Genomic DNA, 18,464 nt, shown 5'->3' with positions numbered 1-18,464 from the left:
ATGCGAATGAAGCGCGGACACCTCCCCCTGACGGCTCTCAGAAGCTTCGAAGCAGCCGGTCGTCACCTGAGCTTCAGCCGTGCGGCCGAGGAGCTTTATGTTTCGCAGGCGGCGATCAGCCGACAGATCCGCGAGCTCGAAACCTTCCTGCGCCAACCTTTGTTCTTCCGCCATCATCGCCGCGTCGAGTTGACCGACACCGGCCGGCGGCTGCTCGACCAGTTGGTCAGAAGTTTCGAGGGCATCGACAGGCTGCTTTCGGAATTGACGGCGGCCCCGACGCAGTCCGTGGTACGTGTCAGCGTTGAGCCATCGCTCGCATCCGTATGGCTGGTGCCGCGGCTCAACCGGTTTCGCGAGTTGCGACCCGACATCGACGTTTCCCTTGAGGTCGACCCGAGGTTGATAGAGTTTCGCAGCGATCAGCCCGAACTTGCCCTACGTTTCAGTGCACACGCCACCTCATGGCCACGCAGCGAAGCCGAACAGCTTGCCGCGGTCGTCGATTCCCCAGTTCTGTCGCCGGCACTTCTTGCATCCGGCCCAGCTCTGGAAAAGCCGATCGACCTTGGTCGCTATACATTGCTGCACGAAGAAAACCGTCAGGCTTGGGCGCGCTGGTTCGAAGCGGCGGGCGTGACGGCTGATGCCGTGCCTGCGCGCGGCCCGATGCTGGCCGATGCTTCGCTTTCGAAGCAGGCAGCCTTGCTTGGACATGGTGTCGCGCTGGGCGATCTTTTGCAGATCGGCGAAGAACTTGCGTCCGGCGCGCTGATCAAGCCTTTCGACATCGACGTCGCGTCGGGCGCCTATTGGCTAGTGGCCAGAAGGCTGAATGACCTTTCCGAGCCAGCCAGGGCTTTTGCCGAGTGGGTCCGGGCGGAATTCGCCGAAAGCCGGCATTTTCTCGCCAAGGTTTAAGCCGCCTCTTCCGCCCGCTTCTTCTCGATCTGGCCGATGGCATCGACCACTGCGTCGAAGGTCAGCATGGTCGAGGCGTGGCGCGCCTTATAGTCGCGCACCGGCTCCAGGTATTTCAGGTCGGCGAAGCGGCCTTCGGGCGGCGGGCCATTTTCCTTCAGCATCTTCAGCATCGTCTCGCGCACGCTGCGCAATTCTTCTGCACTGGCGCCGACGACATGCTGCGCCATGATCGAAGACGACGCCTGGCCAAGCGCACAGGCTTTCACGTCATGCGCGAAATCGCTGACGACGCCGTCATCCATCTTCAGATCGACGGTCACGGTCGAGCCACACAGTTTGGAATGTGCTCGTGCGGTTGCGTCGGGCCGGTCGAGCCGGCCGATCCGTGCGATATTTCCGGCAAAACCCAGAATTTTCGCATTGTAGACATCGTCGATCATATTTTTCCAATCCGTCGCCGCCCAGCGAACAGCGATTGCCGCTCTGGCGTCTTCCTTTCGCTCGGCACGAACATATATAATGGCGGTAGTCGGGTATCGACAAGGCGACCACAAACCTCGTCATGCCCAAATCTGTTCACGCCACTTACGGGCTGGAAACCGGGCGAGTTTCTAACACCCGAAAGGTCGTGGTCCGTTCAACTCGTTCCTCCTAAGAGAGGAACTACGGGAGACGCCTTTATGGACGCCGTTATCAAGAAACTCATGCCGCAGTCGGCCTATATGGAAAAGCCGGTCACCGACCGGCCAAGCGAGGCCGAAGTCGAAGCCGCGGTGCGCACCTTGCTGCGCTGGACCGGCGACAACCCTGACCGCGAGGGTCTGATCGACACGCCGAAGCGCGTCACTAAGGCGTTCCGCGAAATGTTCAACGGCTACGACATGTGTCCGGCCGAGGAACTCGGCCGCACCTTCGAGGAAGTCGCCGGCTACGATGACCTCGTGATCGTCAAGGACATCACGTTCCACTCGCATTGCGAGCACCACATGGTGCCGATCATCGGCAAGGCGCATGTCGGCTATCTGCCGGACGGCAAGGTCGTCGGCCTGTCCAAGATCGCCCGCGTCGTCGACATCTTCGCCCATCGTCTGCAGACCCAGGAAGCGATGACGGCGCAGATTGCCGGGGTCATCCAGGACGTGCTCAATCCGCGTGGCGTCGCCGTCATGCTCGAGGCCGAGCATATGTGCATGGCCATGCGCGGTATCCGCAAACAGGGCTCCACCACACTGACCTCGACCTTCACTGGCGTCTTCAAGGATACACCCGAAGAGCAGGTCCGCTTCGTCACCATGGTGCGCGGCGGCGGAACTGATCAGACCCGCCCCACCTTAGTTAAATAAGGACCGGCGAATGTCGGCATTGGAGTTCCCGAAAGCTCCCTCAGACAAGAAGGCGCTTGAGGAAGGCACGGTCCTTTCGCCGCGCTTCGATGCCGGCGGCCTCGTCACCGCCGTCGTCACCGATGCCGAAGACGGCATGCTGCTGATGGTCGCGCACATGAATGCCGAGGCGCTGGCGCTGACGCTCGAGACCGGCATCGCGCACTACTGGTCGCGTTCGCGCAACGCGCTGTGGAAGAAGGGCGAAACCTCGGGCAATGTCCAGGAGGTTGTCGAGATGCTCACGGATTGTGACCAGGACGCGATATGGTTGCGCGTCAAAGTGCTGGGTCACCAAGCAACTTGTCACACCGGCCGACGTTCATGCTTTTATCGGACGGTGGGGCTGAGCGATGGCAAAGGGACACTTGCCAGCGACGGCAGCAAGCCGCTGTTCGATGCGGAAAAAACGTATCGAAAGCGCAATACACCATCAATATGAACCATTCGCAGCACTTCAGCCACGTATATTCATGATTTCGATACGGCCCGCCTATAGGATGGCCGTGGGACAAGGGAGATTGTGATGCTCGACTGGGCGTCATTGCGCAACAGACCTGACGTTCGGGAGGCCAATGGCCTCTCCTCGGCCGCGGGCGCATCCGAAACCAAATCTCCGGGCAAAACAGGGATTTCGCTGGCATTGGGCGGCGGCTGTGCGCGCGGCTGGGCGCATATCGGCGTGCTGCGCGCGCTTGACGAAGCCGGCATCGAAGTGTCGATGATCGCCGGCACCTCGATCGGCGCGCTGGTCGGCGGCTGCTATGTTGCCGGCAAGCTTGACGAGCTGGAAGAATTCGCGCGCAGCCTGACCAGGCGGCGCATTTTTGGCCTTCTCGACCTCAATCTACGCGGCAGCGGCCTGTTCGGTGGCATGAAGCTCGATGCGCGGCTGCGCGAGCACATAGCCGGCATCCGCTTCGAGGACCTGCCAAAACCATTCGTCTGCGTCGCTTCGGAAATCCGCACCGGCCATGAGATCTGGCTGTCGAGCGGCTCGTTGAGCACCGCAATGCGCGCCTCCTACGCGCTGCCCGGCGTGTTCGAGCCGGTCGCCTGCAATGGGCGTGTGCTGGTTGACGGCGCACTGGTCAATCCGGTGCCGGTCTCGGTCTGCCGTGCCTACGAGCAGCCGCTCGTGGTTGCGGTGAACCTTCACTACGATCTGTTCGGCCGCGCCGCGGTGATCAAGCACAATGCCGGCGAGCTGGTCATCGAGAAAGACGCGCCGAGGGCCGGCCACGCCGATCCCGAACGCCAGTCGCGCGAGACGCGGCTCGGCATTACCGGCGTCATGGTCGAGGCCTTCAACATCATCCAGGACCGCATTTCGCGCGCCAGGCTGGCCGGCGACCCGCCGGACATATCGCTGCAGCCGAAGCTCAGCCATATCGGCCTGACCGAATTCCACCGCGCCGACGAAGCGATCCGTATCGGCTACCAGGCAACGATGGCGCAGATCGGCGACCTGACCCGGCTGCAGACCGTCCTCGCTTAGGCAGGGCGGCAGCGAGCTCTCAGGCAAGCGCCGCGTCGACGATACGAAATTGCACCGTGCGGTTGCCGTTCCAGTGGTTGCCCGACAGCGAGCCGGCGACATGCACCGGCTTACCCCTGTTCTTGAACAGGAATTCGCCAAGAGCCGTGTCGACGGCGCGAAAGGCGATCGCCTGGATGCGGCCGCCGCTTTCCGACTGCAGGTCGGCGCGGATGTGGTTGCTGCCGACCGCCCGCGCATCGACAAGCCGGTGGCGCGGCAGCGCGAACACCGGCGCAACATGCCCGGCGCCGAACGGCCCTGCCCTCTCAAGCGCATCGAGCAGCGCAAGCGTGGCGCCCTCGGCGGCAAGCGCGCCGTCGATCGCCAGGCTCTCCTCGCCTTGCAGGCGGAACACGTCCACCGCCGCGCGCTCTTCGAAGAAAGCCCTGAGTTCGCCGAGCTTCGCCCGCTCGACAGTGATGCCGGCCGCCATTCCGTGGCCGCCGCCCTTGACGATAAGTCCGGCATCGGCAGCCTCGCGCACCAGCCGGCCGAGGTCGAAGCCAGACACTGAACGGCCTGAACCGGTACCGACACCATTGGCGTTGAAGGCGATGGCAAATGCGGGCCGGCGCGCATGGTCCTTGAGCCGCGAGGCAAGCAGGCCGACAATGCCAGGATGCCAGTTGCTGCTGGCTGTGACCACGATGGCCGGACCATTGCCGCCGGCAAGCTCGGCGTCGGCCTCTGAGCGCGCCGCGGCCAGCATCTCCTGCTCCATCGACTGCCGCTCCTGGTTGAGCCGATCCAGCGTCTCGGCGATGGTGCGGGCTTCGACCGGGTCGTCGGTTGCAAGCAGGCGGCTGCCAAGTGCTGCGTCGCCGATGCGCCCGCCGGCGTTGATGCGCGGACCGATCAGAAAGGCCAGATGGAAAGTGTTGATCGGCTCGCCGATACGCGAGACCCGCGCCAATGCCGCCAGCCCTTCGTTCCTCTGCTGCCGCGCAACCTGCAGCCCCTTGACAACGAGGGCGCGGTTGATGCCGGTGAGCGGCACCACGTCGCAGACGGTGCCAAGCGCTACCAGATCGAGCAGGCCAAGCAGGTCCGGCGGTGCGGCATCCGGCAGGCGGCTGCGCAGAATCTTCGCGGTCTGCACCAGGCAAAGGAAGACGACACCGGCGGCACAAAGATGACCTTGGCCGGAAAGGTCGTCCTCGCGATTGGGGTTGACGACCGCAGTCGCCGCCGGCAACGGCCCGCCGACCTGATGGTGATCGAGCACCACGACGTCGGCGCCGACGGCCTTCGCCGCGTCGATGGAAGCAGCACTATTGGTGCCGCAATCGACGGTGACGATCAGCGTCGCGCCGCGCGAAACGAGTTCGCGCATCGCTTCCGGATTGGGGCCGTAGCCCTCGAAGATGCGGTCCGGTATGTAGATCTCCGACGGCACCGAGAAATGCGCGAGAAAGCGCTTGAGCAGCGCCGATGAGGCCGCGCCGTCGACATCGTAGTCGCCAAAGATCGCCACCTTTTCCCTGGCCATCACCGCCTGGGCGATGCGAGAGGCGGCCTTGTCCATGTCGGTCAGCGATGCCGGGTCGGGCAGCAGGTTGCGGATGGTCGGATCCAGAAACTGCTCGGTCTGCTCGGCGGTGACGCCACGCCCGGCCAGCACGCGTGCCACGATATCGGGCACGCCATACCCTTGCGCGATGGCGAGCGCGGCCATGTCCTGACGCTCGGTCAGCCGGTGTTCCCAGGAAACGCCGGTGGCCGACTGCCTGACATCGAGGAAAAAGCGTCTTTCCCCAGTCACGTGACGCGCCGTCTGCAATTTGTCATTGCGCACAGTATGCAACGGCTAACTGAGTCGAAATCAAAACTTTTCCAGATCCTGGTGCCTGGCCTTGATTTCGCGCACGGTCCGCGATGACGATCGCAGGACGATCGTGTGCGTGGTGATGAAATTGCGGCCGAACTTGACGCCGGCCAGCATATTGCCGTCGGTGACGCCGGTCGCGGCAAACAGCACGTCGCCGCGTGCCATGTCTTGCGTGTGGTAGATCCGTTTAGGGTCGGAGATGCCCATCTTGGCGGCGCGCGCCAGATTTTCCGGCGTATCGAGGATCAACTTGCCCTGCATCTGGCCACCGGTGCAGCGCAAGGCGGCAGCTGCGAGCACGCCTTCCGGCGCGCCGCCGGTGCCGAGATAGATGTCGATGCCGGTCTCGTCCGGGTCGGTGGTATGGATGACCCCGGCGACATCACCGTCGCCGATCAGCCGGATCGCGGCGCCTGTCGCCCGCACGGCTTCGATCAAGGCGCCATGGCGCGGCCGGTCGAGGATGCAGGCGGTGATCTCTGCCACCAGCACGCCCTTGGCCCTGGCCAGGCTGGCGATGTTTTCGGCCGGCGAGGCATCGATGTCGATGATGCCGTCGGCATAGCCCGGGCCGATCGCGATCTTGTCCATATAGACGTCGGGCGCGAACAGAAGGCTGCCTTTTTCGGCAATGGCGATAACAGCCAATGCATTGGGCAGGTTCTTGGCGCAGATCGTCGTGCCTTCGAGCGGATCGAGCGCGATGTCGACAGCGGGGCCTTTGCCGGTACCGACCTCCTCGCCGATATAGAGCATCGGCGCCTCGTCGCGCTCGCCTTCGCCGATCACCACCGTGCCGTTGATGGCAAGACGGTTGAGCTCCTGCCGCATGGCATCGACCGCGACCTGGTCGGCGGCTTTCTCGTCGCCGCGTCCGCGCAATCTGGCGGCCGCGACCGCGGCGCGTTCGGTGACGCGCACCAATTCCATGGTCAGTATCCGGTCGAGGCCGGCGACAATGTTCTGGGCCACATTCATCGATGGACAATCCTCGTTGGCAGTTTAGCCTCCCGCCAGAGACGCGCTTCTTGTGTCAAAGCCCCGTGACAACAGCAAGACCTGCGCTGGACCTTTTTGAAAGCGCAGCAATATCAATCGATTAAACGCAAAATGTGAGACTGCTATCCGGCCCGCTCGATGCGGATGACTTGCGGCTTGTCGGTCAGAAGGCTGTCCCTGGTGATGCCGTCGACGGCCTTGCGCACCGCCGCCTCGGTCGTCTCGTGGGTCACCAGGATGACGGTCTTCTGTGCCTCGGTTTCCGGCCCGGCGGCATGCTGGACGATCGATTCCAGCGAAATGTCGTTGTCGGCCATGCGCTTGGCTATTGCCGCGAAGACGCCGAGGCGGTCGTGTACGGTCAGCCGGATGAAATAACCGCCGGCATGGCTGCGCATCTGCGCTTTCTTGTAAGGCTTCAATTCCTTCGCCGGCCGGCCGAAGACCGGACCATGCTGGAAGCCAGGCCGGCTCTTGGCGATGTCGGCAATGTCGCCGATCACCGCCGACGCGGTGGCGTTGCCGCCGGCGCCAGGGCCGGAAAGCAGCAATTCGCCGAGGATGTCGGTTTCGATCGCCACCGCATTGGTGACGCCGTGCACCTGCGCGATGACCGAGGCCGTCGGCACCATGGTCGGGTGCACGCGCTGCTCGATGCCGCTTTCGGTGCGTTGGGCGACGCCAAGCAGCTTGATCCGGTAGCCGAGATCGCCGGCCGCGCGGATGTCGGCCTGGCTGATGTTGGAGATGCCTTCCATGTAGATATCGTTGGCGGCGATCCTCGTGCCGAAGGCAAGGCTGGTCAGGATCGACAGCTTGTGCGCGGTGTCGTGACCCTCGATGTCGAAGGTCGGGTCGGCTTCGGCATAGCCCAGCCGTTGCGCATCCTTCAGGCAGGCATCGAAAGACAGGCCCTCGGCTTCCATGCGCGTCAGAATGTAGTTGCAGGTACCGTTGAGGATGCCGAAAACGCGGGTCACCGAATTGCCGGCCATCGCCTCGCGCATTGTCTTGATAACCGGAATGCCGCCGGCCACCGCCGCCTCGTAATTGAGCAGCACGCCTTTCCTCTCGGCGATCTCGGCCAATGCCACCCCGTGTTTGGCAAGCAACGCCTTGTTTGCGGTGACGACATGGCGGCCGGCCTCGAGCGCCGCTTTGACGGACGAGCGTGATGGGCCTTCGTCGCCGCCGATCAGCTCGACGAACACGTCGATCTCGGCGGTCTGCGCCATCTTGACGGCGTCGTCGAACCACTGTGCTGTGCCAAGATCAACGCCGCGGTCGCGTTTGGGATCGCGGGCCGAAACCGCCGACACGACGATGTCGCGCCCGCACTGCCGCGTCAGTTCGGCCGCCTTGTCGCGTAGCACGCGGGCCACCGACGCACCGACGGTGCCGAGCCCGGCAATTCCAACACGCAACGCTTCAGCCATGTCCGGCGACGCCCCATTCAGTCGGTTCATGTGTAGAAAATCAGCGATGCGCGGCGAGCGGCACGACGTTATTCGGCTGCTTGGCGCTGGATGCGAGGAAGCGCTTGATGTTGCGCGCCGCTTGCCGGATCCGGTGCTCGTTTTCGACCAGCGCGATGCGCACGTGATCGTCGCCATGCTCGCCGAAGCCGACGCCCGGCGCCACCGCGACGTCGGCGTGCTCGATCAGGAGCTTGGAGAATTCAAGCGAGCCCAGGTGCTTGAACGGCTCCGGGATCGGCGCCCAGGCGAACATCGATGCCGCCGGTGCGGGAATGGTCCAGCCGGCGCGACTGAAGGCGTCGACCATGACATCGCGGCGTTTGCGGTAGACGTCGCGCACTTCGGCGATGTCGGCGCCGTCGCCGTTGAGTGCATGCGCCGCCGCCACCTGGATTGGCGTGAAGGCGCCGTAGTCGAGATAGGATTTCACTCGCGTCAGCGCCGAGATCAGCCGTTCATTGCCGACCGCAAAACCCATGCGCCAGCCCGGCATCGAAAAGGTCTTCGACATCGAGGTGAACTCGACGGCGACGTCTATGGCGCCCGGCACCTGCAGCACCGAAGGCGGCGGATTGCCGTCGAAATAGATCTCCGAATAGGCAAGATCCGACAGGATGATGATGTCGTTCTTCCTGGCGAAGGCCACCACCTCCTTGTAGAAATCGAGCGAAGCGACCAGTGCCGTCGGGTTGGATGGATAATTGAGGATCAGTGCCAGCGGCTTCGGGATCGAATGGCGGATGCCGCGCTCCAACGCCGGGATGAAGCCGTCGTCCGGCTCGACCTGCAGCGAGCGGATGACGCCGCCTGACATAATGAAGCCGAAGGCGTGGATCGGATAGGTCGGGTTGGGGCACAGGATCACATCGCCGGGGGCGGTGATCGCCTGCGCCATATTGGCAAAGCCCTCCTTCGAGCCGAGCGTCGCCACCACCTGGCTGTCCGGGTCGAGCTTCACACCGAAGCGGCGGGCATAGTAGTTGGCCTGGGCACGACGCAGGCCCGGAATGCCGCGCGACGACGAATAGCGGTGCGTGCGCGGATCGCGTACCACCTCGCAGAGTTTGTCGACGATGGCCTTGGGCGTCGGCAGGTCCGGATTGCCCATGCCAAGGTCGATGATGTCGGCGCCGCGCGAACGGGCGCTGGCCTTCAGCCGGTTGACCTGTTCGAAGACATAGGGCGGAAGCCGGCGGACCTTGTGAAATTCTTCCATGGCAGTTCCAGACAGTGAGGTTGCGGTCGCGCGTATAAGCTTATTTGCAACTAGGGTCGAGAGCGGGGTCGCATTTGCCTTCGATCTGCTTCAGCGCCTCGGCGCCGTGTTTTTTTGCCAGCTGGTCCAGCGCTGCCTGGTCCGCAACCTTGACGCCGCCGCCCTTGGCGGCCTGGCTCTGCTCCTCGGCCTTCAGTTGGGCGAGCTTGGCGTTCTTTTCCTCGTCGGTGAATTGCTCGGCCGCCACCTGCGGCCGGATGTTCAGGTTCGGATAGGAACCGGTGTCCTTCGCGCCGACAAGGCCGGTGGCGGGCGCTGCACCTTCTATGTTGCTGCTCGTGCAACCGGCCATCGCCAACAGGACGAGCGCCATGCGGCAAAAACGACCAGTGCCGGAAAAAACGTTCTTGCCAATATTAATCGTCATATTGTTTTCCTGGCGGCCGGGTTAGAGCACATTGGACCCTGTTCGATATCCCATGGTAATATGTCAACAAAACGCTTCGGGAGGAACCCCGCGAACCATGTCCAAAACACCCGATTCGGGCAAAGCGGAAGATGACCAACCTTCGACCGTCGAGCAATATCTGGTGAAGGACCCGGAGCGCTTCGCTCTGAACATGGCCCGCATGATCGAGCAGGCCGGCAAGGCCGCCTCGGCATGGGCCGAGCCGCGGGAAAAGGGCGAGGTGCGCGATCACGTCGCCGAGCCGGTCGTCGACATGGTGAAGACGTTCTCCAAGCTCACCGAGTACTGGCTCTCCGACCCGCAGCGCGCGCTGGAGGCGCAAACGCGGCTGTTTTCCGGCTACATGACCGTCTGGGCCAACGCCGTCCAGCGCATCGGCGCCGGCGCCGAGGACGCCGAGGACGCGGTCAAGCCCGAGCGCGGTGACAAGCGTTTCCAGGACCCGGAATGGGGCCGCAACGCCTTCTTCGATTTCCTCAAACAGGCGTATCTGGTCACCTCGCGCTGGGCGGCCGAACTGGTCGAGCACGCCGACGGCCTGGACGAGCACACCCGCCACAAGGCCGGCTTTTATGTCAAGCAGGTGTCCAATGCCATCTCGCCGTCGAATTTCATCCTGACCAATCCGGAATTGTTTCGCGAGACTGTCGCCTCCAACGGCGAAAACCTGGTGCGCGGCATGAAGATGCTTGCCGAGGACATCGCCGCGGGCAAGGGTGACCTGAAGCTGCGGCAGGCAGATTATTCGCCCTTCGAGATCGGCAAGAATCTCGCCGCCACCCCGGGTAAGGTGGTCGGCCGCAGCGACGTCGCCGAAATCCTGCAATACGAGCCGACTACCGACACCGTGCTCAAGCGGCCGCTGCTGATCTGCCCGCCATGGATCAACAAATACTACATCCTCGACCTCAACCCGCAAAAATCCTTCATTCGCTGGGCGGTCGAGCAAGGCCACACCGTGTTCGTAATCTCCTGGATCAACCCGGACGAGCGGCACGGCGCCAAGAGCTGGGAGGCCTATATCAGGGAGGGCCTGCAATACGGCCTCGACACGATCGAGAAGGCCACCGGCGAAAGGCAAGTCAACGCCATCGGCTATTGCGTCGGCGGCACGCTGTTGGCGGCAGCGCTGGCCTTGATGGCGCAGGAAGGCGACCACCGCATCAAATCGGCGACCTTCTTCACCACCCAGGTCGATTTCACCTATGCCGGCGATCTAAAAGTGTTCGTCGACGAGGAGCAGGTCGCGGCCGTCGAAAAGGCGATGAACGAAAAAGGCTATCTCGACGGCACCAAGATGGCGACCGCCTTCAACATGCTGCGCTCGGGCGACCTGATCTGGCCCTATGTCGTCAACAACTACATGCGCGGCAAGGATCCCCTGCCCTTCGACCTGCTCTACTGGAATGCCGATTCGACCCGCATGGGCGCTGCCAACCATTCTTTCTATTTGCGCAATTGCTATCTCGAGAACAGGCTTTCGCAAGGCATGATGGAACTGGCGGGCCGCACGGTTTCGCTGAAGGACGTTACCATGCCGGTCTACAACCTCGCCTCTAAGGAGGACCATATCGCGCCGGCGCTGTCGGTATTCCTCGGCTCGAAATATTTCGGCGGCGAGGTCGATTACGTCATGGCCGGCTCCGGCCACATCGCCGGGGTCGTCAATCCGCCGGCGGCGCAGAAATATCACTACTGGACCGGCGGCAAGCCGGCCGGCGACTTCGACCAGTGGCTCGCCGGGGCCACCGACCATCCCGGTTCCTGGTGGCCGCACTGGCAACGCTGGATCGAAGCCAAGGACAATACCCGCGTACCGGCCCGCAAACCGGGCGAGCATATGCAAGTTCTAGGCGAAGCCCCCGGCACCTATGTCAAGGTGCGCGTGTAACCATCTGTAATGTGTGGTGAGTTGACGCGCCGCCAAAAGCGGGCGAAATGGTGCCGTCAACCCTGAGCAGCCTTGATTCATCCTCTAGCCGCCAAATTACTTTGAGGCTTGCAGATTTGACACAGGTCTCGTTTCCGGTTCGGGGAACAAGGGTCATTTCGACGAGACGTTTCGACGCCGCGCCAATGACGAACCGGTCGGATATCGAGGGGGAATTTTGTTTTGAGATCAGCAGGATCGCGCCTCGCGAAGGGAGAAAGCCGCGCCATTGTGGCGGCGCTTTTCTCGGTGCTCCTGGCGTCCTGCACCTCGGCCGGCGACCCGACCATGTCGGTCGGCATGCCAGGCTACAATACCTCGGCTACCGAAATCAGCACGGCCGCCGGTGCGCCCCAGGCCAGCACGGCCGCATCATCGTCGCAGATGACAAGCGCACAAATGACGATGAATGCCGACGGCGACGCCAACCTTCCCGAGCAGGTCGCCTATGTGCCAGTGGCCAAGCCAGGGGCCAAGCCCGATGCCGGCTTCCCGATCGCCGTTCCCACGGCAGCCGAGACGATCGCGGGACACACGCCGCAGCCGCTGCAACCAAACGCCCAGACGGCCGATCAGGCCGTGGCACAGAACAGTGCTGATGCATCGAAGCCCGACGCCAAGGCCGCAGCGCCGGCGATGAACAACCCGGTCTATGTGACCGCCGGCGAGATGCCGCAGCCACAGGCCTACGCACCGAAGAAAAACTTCCTGGCCTCGCTGTTCAGCGCCACCCCCGCTTCGGCAGCATCGCCGGCCAACAGCAGATCGGGCGGGCAGCCAACGGTCGTGCAGGCGACGCCTGCGGCAAAACCCACCGTTACCCTGGCCTCGGCCAATTCGGCTGAAAAGCCGGTGCAGCTGGTGTCGACGGGCGATACCAGCCACTTCACGGCCGATGCGCTGCCCGGCGTGCGCCAGACGGCGCTGTTCGAGATCAAGCGCAAATCCGGCCTCGACGATGAGAGTGACGTCGATCTCAACGAAGACGAAGGTTCGGGTGGCGCTTACCAGGTCGCCTCCGCCGCCGGCCTCGCCCGGCTGGCGCCCAACGGCCTCCTGAAACAGAACGAAAGCGTCGATGTCGCCTGCTTGAAGCCGTCGCTGGTTCGCGTGCTGAAGACGATCGAAGGCCACTACGGCCGCAAGATGACGGTCACCTCCGGCTATCGCGATCCGGCCCGCAACCGCCGCGCCAACGGCGCCAAGAATTCGCTGCACATGTACTGCGCCGCCGCCGACATCCAGGTCCCCGGCGTCTCGAAGTGGGAACTGGCGAGCTACATCCGCACCATGCCGGGCCGCGGCGGCGTCGGCACTTACTGCCACACCGAATCCGTTCACGTCGATGTCGGACCGGAGCGCGACTGGAACTGGCGCTGCCGCAGGCGCGGCTAGGGCGAGGATCTTCCGTCACCGCGAAGGCCCTTCGGCGGCGTTGCATCATGCCGCAAAAACCAGCTTGGCTGTCGGAAAGACGCGGTTTGGAGCCAAAGGAAAAAAGTTGTCGCAGCCGGCGGCAGACGGGTTGCCGGTTTGTCGCGACGCAACTATAAGCGCTCACATCTGAGCGCGCCCATCGTCTAGCGGTCAGGACACCGCCCTTTCACGGCGGTAACAGGGGTTCGATTCCCCTTGGGCGTACCAGCATTTCAACTTGGCATTATGTCTATCGCCAGCGTGATGCTGCGCAAGCTTTGCTGGACCCGCCACTCTGATGGGGATGTCGGCAAGAAGAGGCGAAGACGACTGAGGACTACGTCGAAGGCTGTCTACGCCCGCAGTCCCCTCGCCTCGCCGCCGCGCTTGCGCGGAACCATCATGTCCCTGGCAAGCAGGCCGCTCACCCGGCAAAAGGCCATGAAGGCCCGCCATGCGTCTTCGGTCTCGACGATGTCCACCGTGGCGCCAAAACAGGCATTGAACGCGGCCTGGTAGGTTGGTCCCTTCCGGCGAACCGGCCACGTTTGCAGAAAATCGAGCGCCTGCTCGACACTGTAGATTTCCTCGACCGGCTGGCCGGGCACAGGCGCGATCCGCACCGGCACCTCGAATTGCAGTCTGTCCATTCGATCTCTCCCGAACTGACACCCCCGCAGCAACGCCGTTCGTCGCAAAAAATTGCCGTGGCGGCTTAATGCCTGGGCCGCTTCTCGCCTAGAAATGTGTCGTCACTACGGTGGTCAATGAACCCGGCGAAGCATGGGCCGCTAGAGGCAAGGAGAATGCTCCCAGGCGTGAATATCGCCGGTCTTCGGCCGTCGCCGGCAGTTCGTCCTTGAACCTTGCGCTTTCCAGTGCCAAATCTGGGAAGGTTTCTCTCGCGGAGGCTCATCCAGGCCTCGCATCCCTGCAAGACGGATAAAAATGGTCACCTATCTCGACGCCGCCACGGCACCGCTCAGAAACACCGGCCAGATCCGTCTTTACGACGAGGAAGGTTTTGTCGGCATGCGCAAGGCTTGCGATCTCACCGCGCGCTGCCTCGACGAACTGGTATCGATTGTGGCGCCCGGCGTCACCACCGAAGCGATTGATCGCTTCGTCTTCGAGTTCGGGATGGACCATGGCGCGCTTCCGGCGACGCTCAACTACCGTGGCTACACGAAATCATCCTGCACCTCGATCAACCACGTCGTCTGTCACGGCATACCCGACAGCAAGCCGTTGAAGGATGGCGACATCGTCAATATCGACGTCACCTATATCCTCGACGGCTGGCATGGCGACTCCTCGCGCATGTATCCGGTGGGCACGATCAAGCGTGCCGCGGAGCGGCTGCTCGAAGTCACGTATGAGTGCCTGATGCGCGGCATCGCGGCAATCAAGCCGGGCGCCCGAACCGGCGCCATCGGCGCCGCCATCCAGACCTATGCCGAAGCCGAGCGTTGCTCGGTGGTGCGCGATTTCTGCGGCCACGGGGTTGGCCGGCTGTTTCACGACGCGCCGAATATCCTGCATTACGGCAGCGCCAGCGAAGGCGTCGAGATGCGGCCGGGCATGATCTTCACCGTCGAGCCGATGATCAATCTCGGCCGGCCGCATGTGAAAGTGCTGTCGGACGGCTGGACCGCGGTGACGCGCGACCGTTCGCTGTCGGCGCAGTACGAGCACACGATCGGCGTCACCGAGACCGGCTGCGAGATCTTCACGCTGTCGCCAAAAAACCTCGACCGCCCCGGCCTGCGGGCCTAGTGTCTGGCAGATCGGGCGTTACCTTGCCCGGCAAATGCTGGGTGGGGCAGCCATGAACGGTGACGACGACGAGCGGGCCTTCTTTCCCGAAAGGCCAGTGCGATCACCCGCGAAGGCGGTGGCCGCCGACAAGCCGCATTATCTCGGCCATCGCGACCGCCTGCGCGAGCGCTTCGCCGCCGGTACCAACACCCTCCCCGACTACGAACTGCTCGAGCTTTTATTGTTTCGGCTGATCCCCCGCGCCGACACCAAGCCTGTCGCCAAGGCATTGCTGGCACGCTTCGGTACATTGGCCGAGGTCCTCGGCGCGCCCGTCGAGCGCCTGCAGGAGGTGAAGGGCATCGGCCCGGCGGTGGCGCTCGACCTCAAGGTGGTTGCGGCAACGGCGCAGCGCATGGCGCGCGGCGAGATCGCCGGCCGCGAGCTGTTGTCGACCTGGACGCAGGTTCTCGAATACTGCCGGTCGGTGATGGCCTTCGAGGAGCGCGAGCAGTTCCGCATCCTGTTCCTCGACAAGAAAAACGCGCTGATCGCCGACGAAGTCCAGCAGGTCGGCACCGTCGACCACACACCGGTCTATCCGCGCGAGGTGGTCAGGCGCGCCTTGGAGCTCTCCGCCACGGCGATCATTCTGGCGCATAACCATCCGTCGGGAGACCCGACGCCGTCGCGCGCCGACATCGAGATGACCAAGCTGATCATAGAGACGGCCAAACCGCTTGGCATTGCCGTTCACGACCACATCATCATCGGCAGGAAAGGCCACTCCAGCATGAAGGGCCTGCTGCTGATCTGAGGTTTGGCGTTGTTTTCTGCTTTGTCCGCTGTGCGCCTCTGTACCGCAACGTGAAGGCGGTCGGCTCGATAAATTCTGGCGCCGAGGCTCAGCTGGCCGTGCGCAGGCGTCGCGATCGGACAAAGGTCTTAAGTCCCTCGGAATCGAATGCGTGGCCGAAGGCATAACCCTGCAATATGTCGCAGCCCAGGCCCTTGAGTAGCCGTGCATGCTGCATCGTCTCGACGCCTTCCGCCACGACCTCGATACCCAGCGACTTGCCGATTTCAATGATCGACGAGACAACCTGCCTTCTCTGCGGAGATTTGACGATTGGGGTGACCAGCTGCCGATCTATCTTCAGCCGGCGCGGCTGCAACTTCAGCAAACTGACCATCGAAGCGTAGCCGGTACCAAAATCGTCTATTTCGACGTCAATCCCCAGCTCTTTTATCTGCTCGATATTCCAGGTGACAAGGTCGTCGTTCTCGTCCAGGAAAATCGACTCAACAAGCTCGAACGAAACTGTTCCTTTCTTGATATTTTGTTCTCGCAGGCTCTTGATGAGCTCCTCGTCTTGAAGGCGCCTGGCCGAGACATTGACCGACACCCGCGGAATGTGAAGTTTTGCAGCGGACCACTCTTCGAAATCCGAAAGCGATTGCTTCAATATGGCTTGGTCGATGATCGAGACGACGTTCAGTTCTTCTGCAATCCTCAGGAAGATGTCGGGCGCCAAAATACCCTTTATTGGATGTTTCCACCTCGCCAGCGCCTCAACCCCAACGATTTCGAGCGTCTTTGCGTCAAATTGGGGCTGGTAGAAGGGGATGAACTCGTTGCGCTCGAGGCCGCCGAGAATTTCGTCGGCAATCCGCTTAGTATCGACGATTTCGCTTTGCATCGCGTCGGTGAAGAATTCGTATCGATTGCGGCCCCGCCCCTTTGCTCGGTAAAGGGCGATATCGGCGTTCACCAGCAGGTGTTTGGCTTCGACATCTTTTGCGTTATCGACAGCGATTCCCACGCTGACACCAAAACGGCATCGATGACCCTGATAGTAGACGGGTTCGCGCATCTGGCTGATGATGCGGTCGGCGAGCAGCGCCAGTTGCTTGGTATCGTCGCGCACCACGCACAGAACGATGAATTCGTCTCCCCCGATACGGGCGACGAATCCCTCGTCGCCGACCTTCGACCTGAGCACGGTTGACGCGTGAACCAGCATCGCGTCACCGGCGGCGTGGCCCAGCGTATCGTTGATGTGCTTGAACCGATCCAGATCTATGTGAAGCAGTGCCGCGTGCCCGCCTGAGCGCCTGGCGTTTGCCGCGTAATGTTCCAGTACCTGGTCGAGGTAACGCCGGTTGGGCAAGCCGGTCAGCGAATCATGAAGCGCGATGTGCTCTATGCGCGCTTTGGCCGACTCGAGTTCTGCATTTTTCGACTCGGACAGCTGTTTTGCACGAACCAGATCCTTGTTCAGCAGGACGTCGGCAGTCACGTCCCATTCCGCGCCGATCATTTTTGGGGTGTCGTTTGCGACCCGGTAGAGGATCGCCTTGGACCGGACATGACGGATCTCGCCATCCTGACGCACAATCCGGTACTCAGACAAATATGGTCGTCCGCTGGCCACTGCCCTGTCGAAGTCCGCGTTGGCGCCAGCCAAATCATCTGGGTGGATTGCTCCCGCCCAGTCTGGGTAGCCCCGGTGCTCGCCGGTTGGTTTGCCATATATTTCGTTGACGCGATCATCCCACGTAAGCTCGTTGGTCGCGAGATCGTGTTCCCAAACCCCAATAGCCGAAGCTTCCAGAGCGAGTTCCAAGCGTCGTGACAATCGACGCAATTCCGCATAATTGCGCTGTCTTTCGCCAATCAGGCGGCCTGTGACCAGGAAAGGGAACACAACCAAGGCTCCGGCCGTCGCCATGATCGCGCGCAACAACCATGCGTTGCTTGGCGTCGAAGGCCAGCCATTTTTGGGAATGGCCGCGAGCTGCCACGAGCCGGAAGGAAGCAAAACGTCAGCCGTCACCGGATCGCTTTTGCTGATCTCCTCATTGCCGTAGAATTGACCACCTCGGTGACCGAGGGCGTCCCTGCCGATCAGCGCTACGTCGATCCCGAGATCGTCGTCAAGCAAGCCGCTCGCTCTGTAAAGGCGCTGCACGTCGACAACGGCGGAAATGATACCCCAGAACCGTTCCGTATTGCCAGCGCTCGGCACGAAGACCGGAAAGCGGCCGATGAAGCCTTGTCCTCCCTGTTTCAGGTCGACGGGACCGGCAAGCACCAGCTTGCGTTCGTCTCGCGCCCTTAGCGCAGCTGCACGCTGCCGCTCGTTCTTGCGGTAGTCCAGACCCATCGCCTGCTCGTTACCCTCCATCGGATACATAAGGGAAACGACCAGATCGGGCGCGCCGGCAATATCGTTCAATTGCGAGTCGGCGCCAAACAGATTGCTCGCGAGCGAGGCGAAGCGTTGCTGTCCCATATAGGGCTCGGTCACGACCGCGGCGACCAGTCCACGCACGAGCTGGAGGTTTCCATTGATATTGCCTTCGAGCTTGGCGCGGATGAGATTGACCTTGGTCAGCACGTCCGCACGGACGGCCTGGTCCGAGACGATTTTGTTCTGGTGCTCCGCGAACGCTGCGCTGACAAGGATGACGACAAACGCGATCGCCGCCGGAATATTTGCCGACGAAAAGACGGCCTCCTT

At 62.5% G+C, this 18,464-nt stretch carries 16 protein-coding genes and 1 tRNA gene; 9 read left to right on the top strand and 8 right to left on the bottom strand.

Going from position 1 to position 18,464, the window contains the following annotated elements; genetic code table 11:
* The first annotated feature begins 6 nt into the window (after positions 1–6).
* Complete coding sequence (locus tag NKI16_RS03635; RefSeq protein WP_023678878.1) at positions 7–921, top strand: LysR substrate-binding domain-containing protein; 915 nt, start codon at positions 7–9, stop codon at positions 919–921.
* Here NKI16_RS03635 and NKI16_RS03630 read toward each other — a convergent pair.
* Positions 918–1,364: an iron-sulfur cluster assembly scaffold protein gene (locus NKI16_RS03630; RefSeq protein WP_023678879.1), complete on the bottom strand. Its 447-nt coding sequence runs from the start codon at positions 1,362–1,364 to the stop codon at positions 918–920. The genes NKI16_RS03635 and NKI16_RS03630 overlap by 4 nt on opposite strands.
* Before the next feature lie 240 nt (positions 1,365–1,604).
* On the opposite strand from NKI16_RS03630, the gene folE reads away from it, so the two are divergent.
* From folE to NKI16_RS03615, 3 genes are all read left to right on the top strand, one after another.
* Positions 1,605–2,267 (top strand): GTP cyclohydrolase I FolE, encoded by a 663-nt coding sequence (folE, locus tag NKI16_RS03625; RefSeq protein WP_023678880.1) that lies wholly within the window; start codon positions 1,605–1,607, stop codon positions 2,265–2,267.
* Between the two features lie 10 nt (positions 2,268–2,277).
* Positions 2,278–2,748 (top strand): phosphoribosyl-AMP cyclohydrolase, encoded by a 471-nt coding sequence (gene hisI / locus NKI16_RS03620; protein ID WP_352568834.1) that lies wholly within the window; start codon positions 2,278–2,280, stop codon positions 2,746–2,748.
* An 84-nt stretch (positions 2,749–2,832) separates the two neighbouring features.
* Entirely contained in the window at positions 2,833–3,804 is a 972-nt protein-coding gene (locus tag NKI16_RS03615; RefSeq protein WP_023678882.1) for a patatin family protein, read from the top strand.
* Between the two features lie 19 nt (positions 3,805–3,823).
* On the opposite strand, the gene recJ is transcribed toward NKI16_RS03615, so the two are convergent.
* The 5 genes from recJ to NKI16_RS03590 form a co-directional block, all read right to left on the bottom strand.
* Positions 3,824–5,608: a single-stranded-DNA-specific exonuclease RecJ gene (recJ, locus tag NKI16_RS03610; protein ID WP_023678883.1), complete on the bottom strand. Its 1,785-nt coding sequence runs from the start codon at positions 5,606–5,608 to the stop codon at positions 3,824–3,826.
* A 60-nt stretch (positions 5,609–5,668) separates the two neighbouring features.
* Positions 5,669–6,652: a class II fructose-bisphosphatase gene (glpX, locus tag NKI16_RS03605; protein ID WP_352922254.1), complete on the bottom strand. Its 984-nt coding sequence runs from the start codon at positions 6,650–6,652 to the stop codon at positions 5,669–5,671.
* 143 nt (positions 6,653–6,795) lie between these two features.
* Complete coding sequence (locus NKI16_RS03600) at positions 6,796–8,109, bottom strand: homoserine dehydrogenase (RefSeq protein ID WP_352500850.1); 1,314 nt, start codon at positions 8,107–8,109, stop codon at positions 6,796–6,798.
* A 40-nt stretch (positions 8,110–8,149) separates the two neighbouring features.
* Positions 8,150–9,367, bottom strand: a complete 1,218-nt coding sequence (locus tag NKI16_RS03595; protein ID WP_023678886.1) for an LL-diaminopimelate aminotransferase — start codon at positions 9,365–9,367, stop codon at positions 8,150–8,152.
* 40 nt (positions 9,368–9,407) lie between these two features.
* On the bottom strand, positions 9,408–9,794 hold the full coding sequence (locus tag NKI16_RS03590) for a hypothetical protein (protein ID WP_023678887.1): 387 nt from the start codon (positions 9,792–9,794) through the stop codon (positions 9,408–9,410).
* A 97-nt stretch (positions 9,795–9,891) separates the two neighbouring features.
* On the opposite strand from NKI16_RS03590, the gene phaC reads away from it, so the two are divergent.
* The 3 genes from phaC (at position 9,892) to NKI16_RS03575 (ending at position 13,410) form a co-directional block, all read left to right on the top strand.
* Complete coding sequence (phaC, locus tag NKI16_RS03585) at positions 9,892–11,727, top strand: class I poly(R)-hydroxyalkanoic acid synthase (RefSeq protein ID WP_352622412.1); 1,836 nt, start codon at positions 9,892–9,894, stop codon at positions 11,725–11,727.
* A gap of 327 nt (positions 11,728–12,054) precedes the next feature.
* Positions 12,055–13,161 carry a YcbK family protein gene (locus tag NKI16_RS03580; RefSeq protein ID WP_245274770.1) on the top strand — a complete coding sequence of 369 codons (1,107 nt, stop codon included), beginning with the start codon at positions 12,055–12,057 and terminating at the stop codon, positions 13,159–13,161.
* Positions 13,162–13,335: 174 nt separating this feature from the next.
* A tRNA-Glu gene (locus NKI16_RS03575) sits at positions 13,336–13,410 on the top strand.
* Between the two features lie 125 nt (positions 13,411–13,535).
* Here NKI16_RS03575 and NKI16_RS03570 read toward each other — a convergent pair.
* On the bottom strand, positions 13,536–13,832 hold the full coding sequence (locus NKI16_RS03570) for a DUF982 domain-containing protein (protein ID WP_023678889.1): 297 nt from the start codon (positions 13,830–13,832) through the stop codon (positions 13,536–13,538).
* Between the two features lie 298 nt (positions 13,833–14,130).
* Between NKI16_RS03570 and map the strand changes: the two genes are divergently transcribed.
* Together map and radC are read left to right on the top strand one after the other, a co-directional pair.
* The gene (gene map, locus NKI16_RS03565) at positions 14,131–14,958 is read left to right on the top strand and encodes a type I methionyl aminopeptidase (protein ID WP_023678890.1); all 828 of its coding nucleotides are present in this window, start codon (positions 14,131–14,133) and stop codon (positions 14,956–14,958) included.
* Positions 14,959–15,010: 52 nt separating this feature from the next.
* Positions 15,011–15,757, top strand: a complete 747-nt coding sequence (radC, locus tag NKI16_RS03560; RefSeq protein WP_023678891.1) for a RadC family protein — start codon at positions 15,011–15,013, stop codon at positions 15,755–15,757.
* Between the two features lie 88 nt (positions 15,758–15,845).
* Here radC and NKI16_RS03555 read toward each other — a convergent pair whose 3' ends face one another.
* On the bottom strand, positions 15,846–18,425 hold the full coding sequence (locus tag NKI16_RS03555; protein ID WP_036239064.1) for a bifunctional diguanylate cyclase/phosphodiesterase: 2,580 nt from the start codon (positions 18,423–18,425) through the stop codon (positions 15,846–15,848).
* Positions 18,426–18,464 lie beyond the last annotated feature (39 nt).

This window comes from Mesorhizobium sp. M0698 (assembly GCF_040320455.1).
Lineage (GTDB): Bacteria > Pseudomonadota > Alphaproteobacteria > Rhizobiales > Rhizobiaceae > Mesorhizobium.
The sequence above is the reverse complement of the archived record's forward strand: the minus strand, read 5'-3'. Positions and strand labels throughout refer to the sequence as shown.

Bases quoted from the DNA above. Each gene is read 5' to 3' on its own strand.
- NKI16_RS03635 (WP_023678878.1), top strand. From the start codon at position 7: ATGAAGCGCGGACACCTCCCCCTGACGGCTCTCAGAAGCTTCGAAGCA.
- NKI16_RS03630 (WP_023678879.1), bottom strand. From the start codon at position 1,364: ATGATCGACGATGTCTACAATGCGAAAATTCTGGGTTTTGCCGGAAAT.
- folE (WP_023678880.1), top strand. From the start codon at position 1,605: ATGGACGCCGTTATCAAGAAACTCATGCCGCAGTCGGCCTATATGGAA.
- hisI (WP_352568834.1), top strand. From the start codon at position 2,278: ATGTCGGCATTGGAGTTCCCGAAAGCTCCCTCAGACAAGAAGGCGCTT.
- NKI16_RS03615 (WP_023678882.1), top strand. From the start codon at position 2,833: ATGCTCGACTGGGCGTCATTGCGCAACAGACCTGACGTTCGGGAGGCC.
- glpX (WP_352922254.1), bottom strand. From the start codon at position 6,652: ATGAATGTGGCCCAGAACATTGTCGCCGGCCTCGACCGGATACTGACC.
- NKI16_RS03600 (WP_352500850.1), bottom strand. From the start codon at position 8,109: ATGGCTGAAGCGTTGCGTGTTGGAATTGCCGGGCTCGGCACCGTCGGT.
- NKI16_RS03595 (WP_023678886.1), bottom strand. From the start codon at position 9,367: ATGGAAGAATTTCACAAGGTCCGCCGGCTTCCGCCCTATGTCTTCGAA.
- NKI16_RS03590 (WP_023678887.1), bottom strand. From the start codon at position 9,794: ATGACGATTAATATTGGCAAGAACGTTTTTTCCGGCACTGGTCGTTTT.
- phaC (WP_352622412.1), top strand. From the start codon at position 9,892: ATGTCCAAAACACCCGATTCGGGCAAAGCGGAAGATGACCAACCTTCG.
- NKI16_RS03580 (WP_245274770.1), top strand. From the start codon at position 12,055: ATGTCGGTCGGCATGCCAGGCTACAATACCTCGGCTACCGAAATCAGC.
- NKI16_RS03570 (WP_023678889.1), bottom strand. From the start codon at position 13,832: ATGGACAGACTGCAATTCGAGGTGCCGGTGCGGATCGCGCCTGTGCCC.
- map (WP_023678890.1), top strand. From the start codon at position 14,131: ATGGTCACCTATCTCGACGCCGCCACGGCACCGCTCAGAAACACCGGC.
- radC (WP_023678891.1), top strand. From the start codon at position 15,011: ATGAACGGTGACGACGACGAGCGGGCCTTCTTTCCCGAAAGGCCAGTG.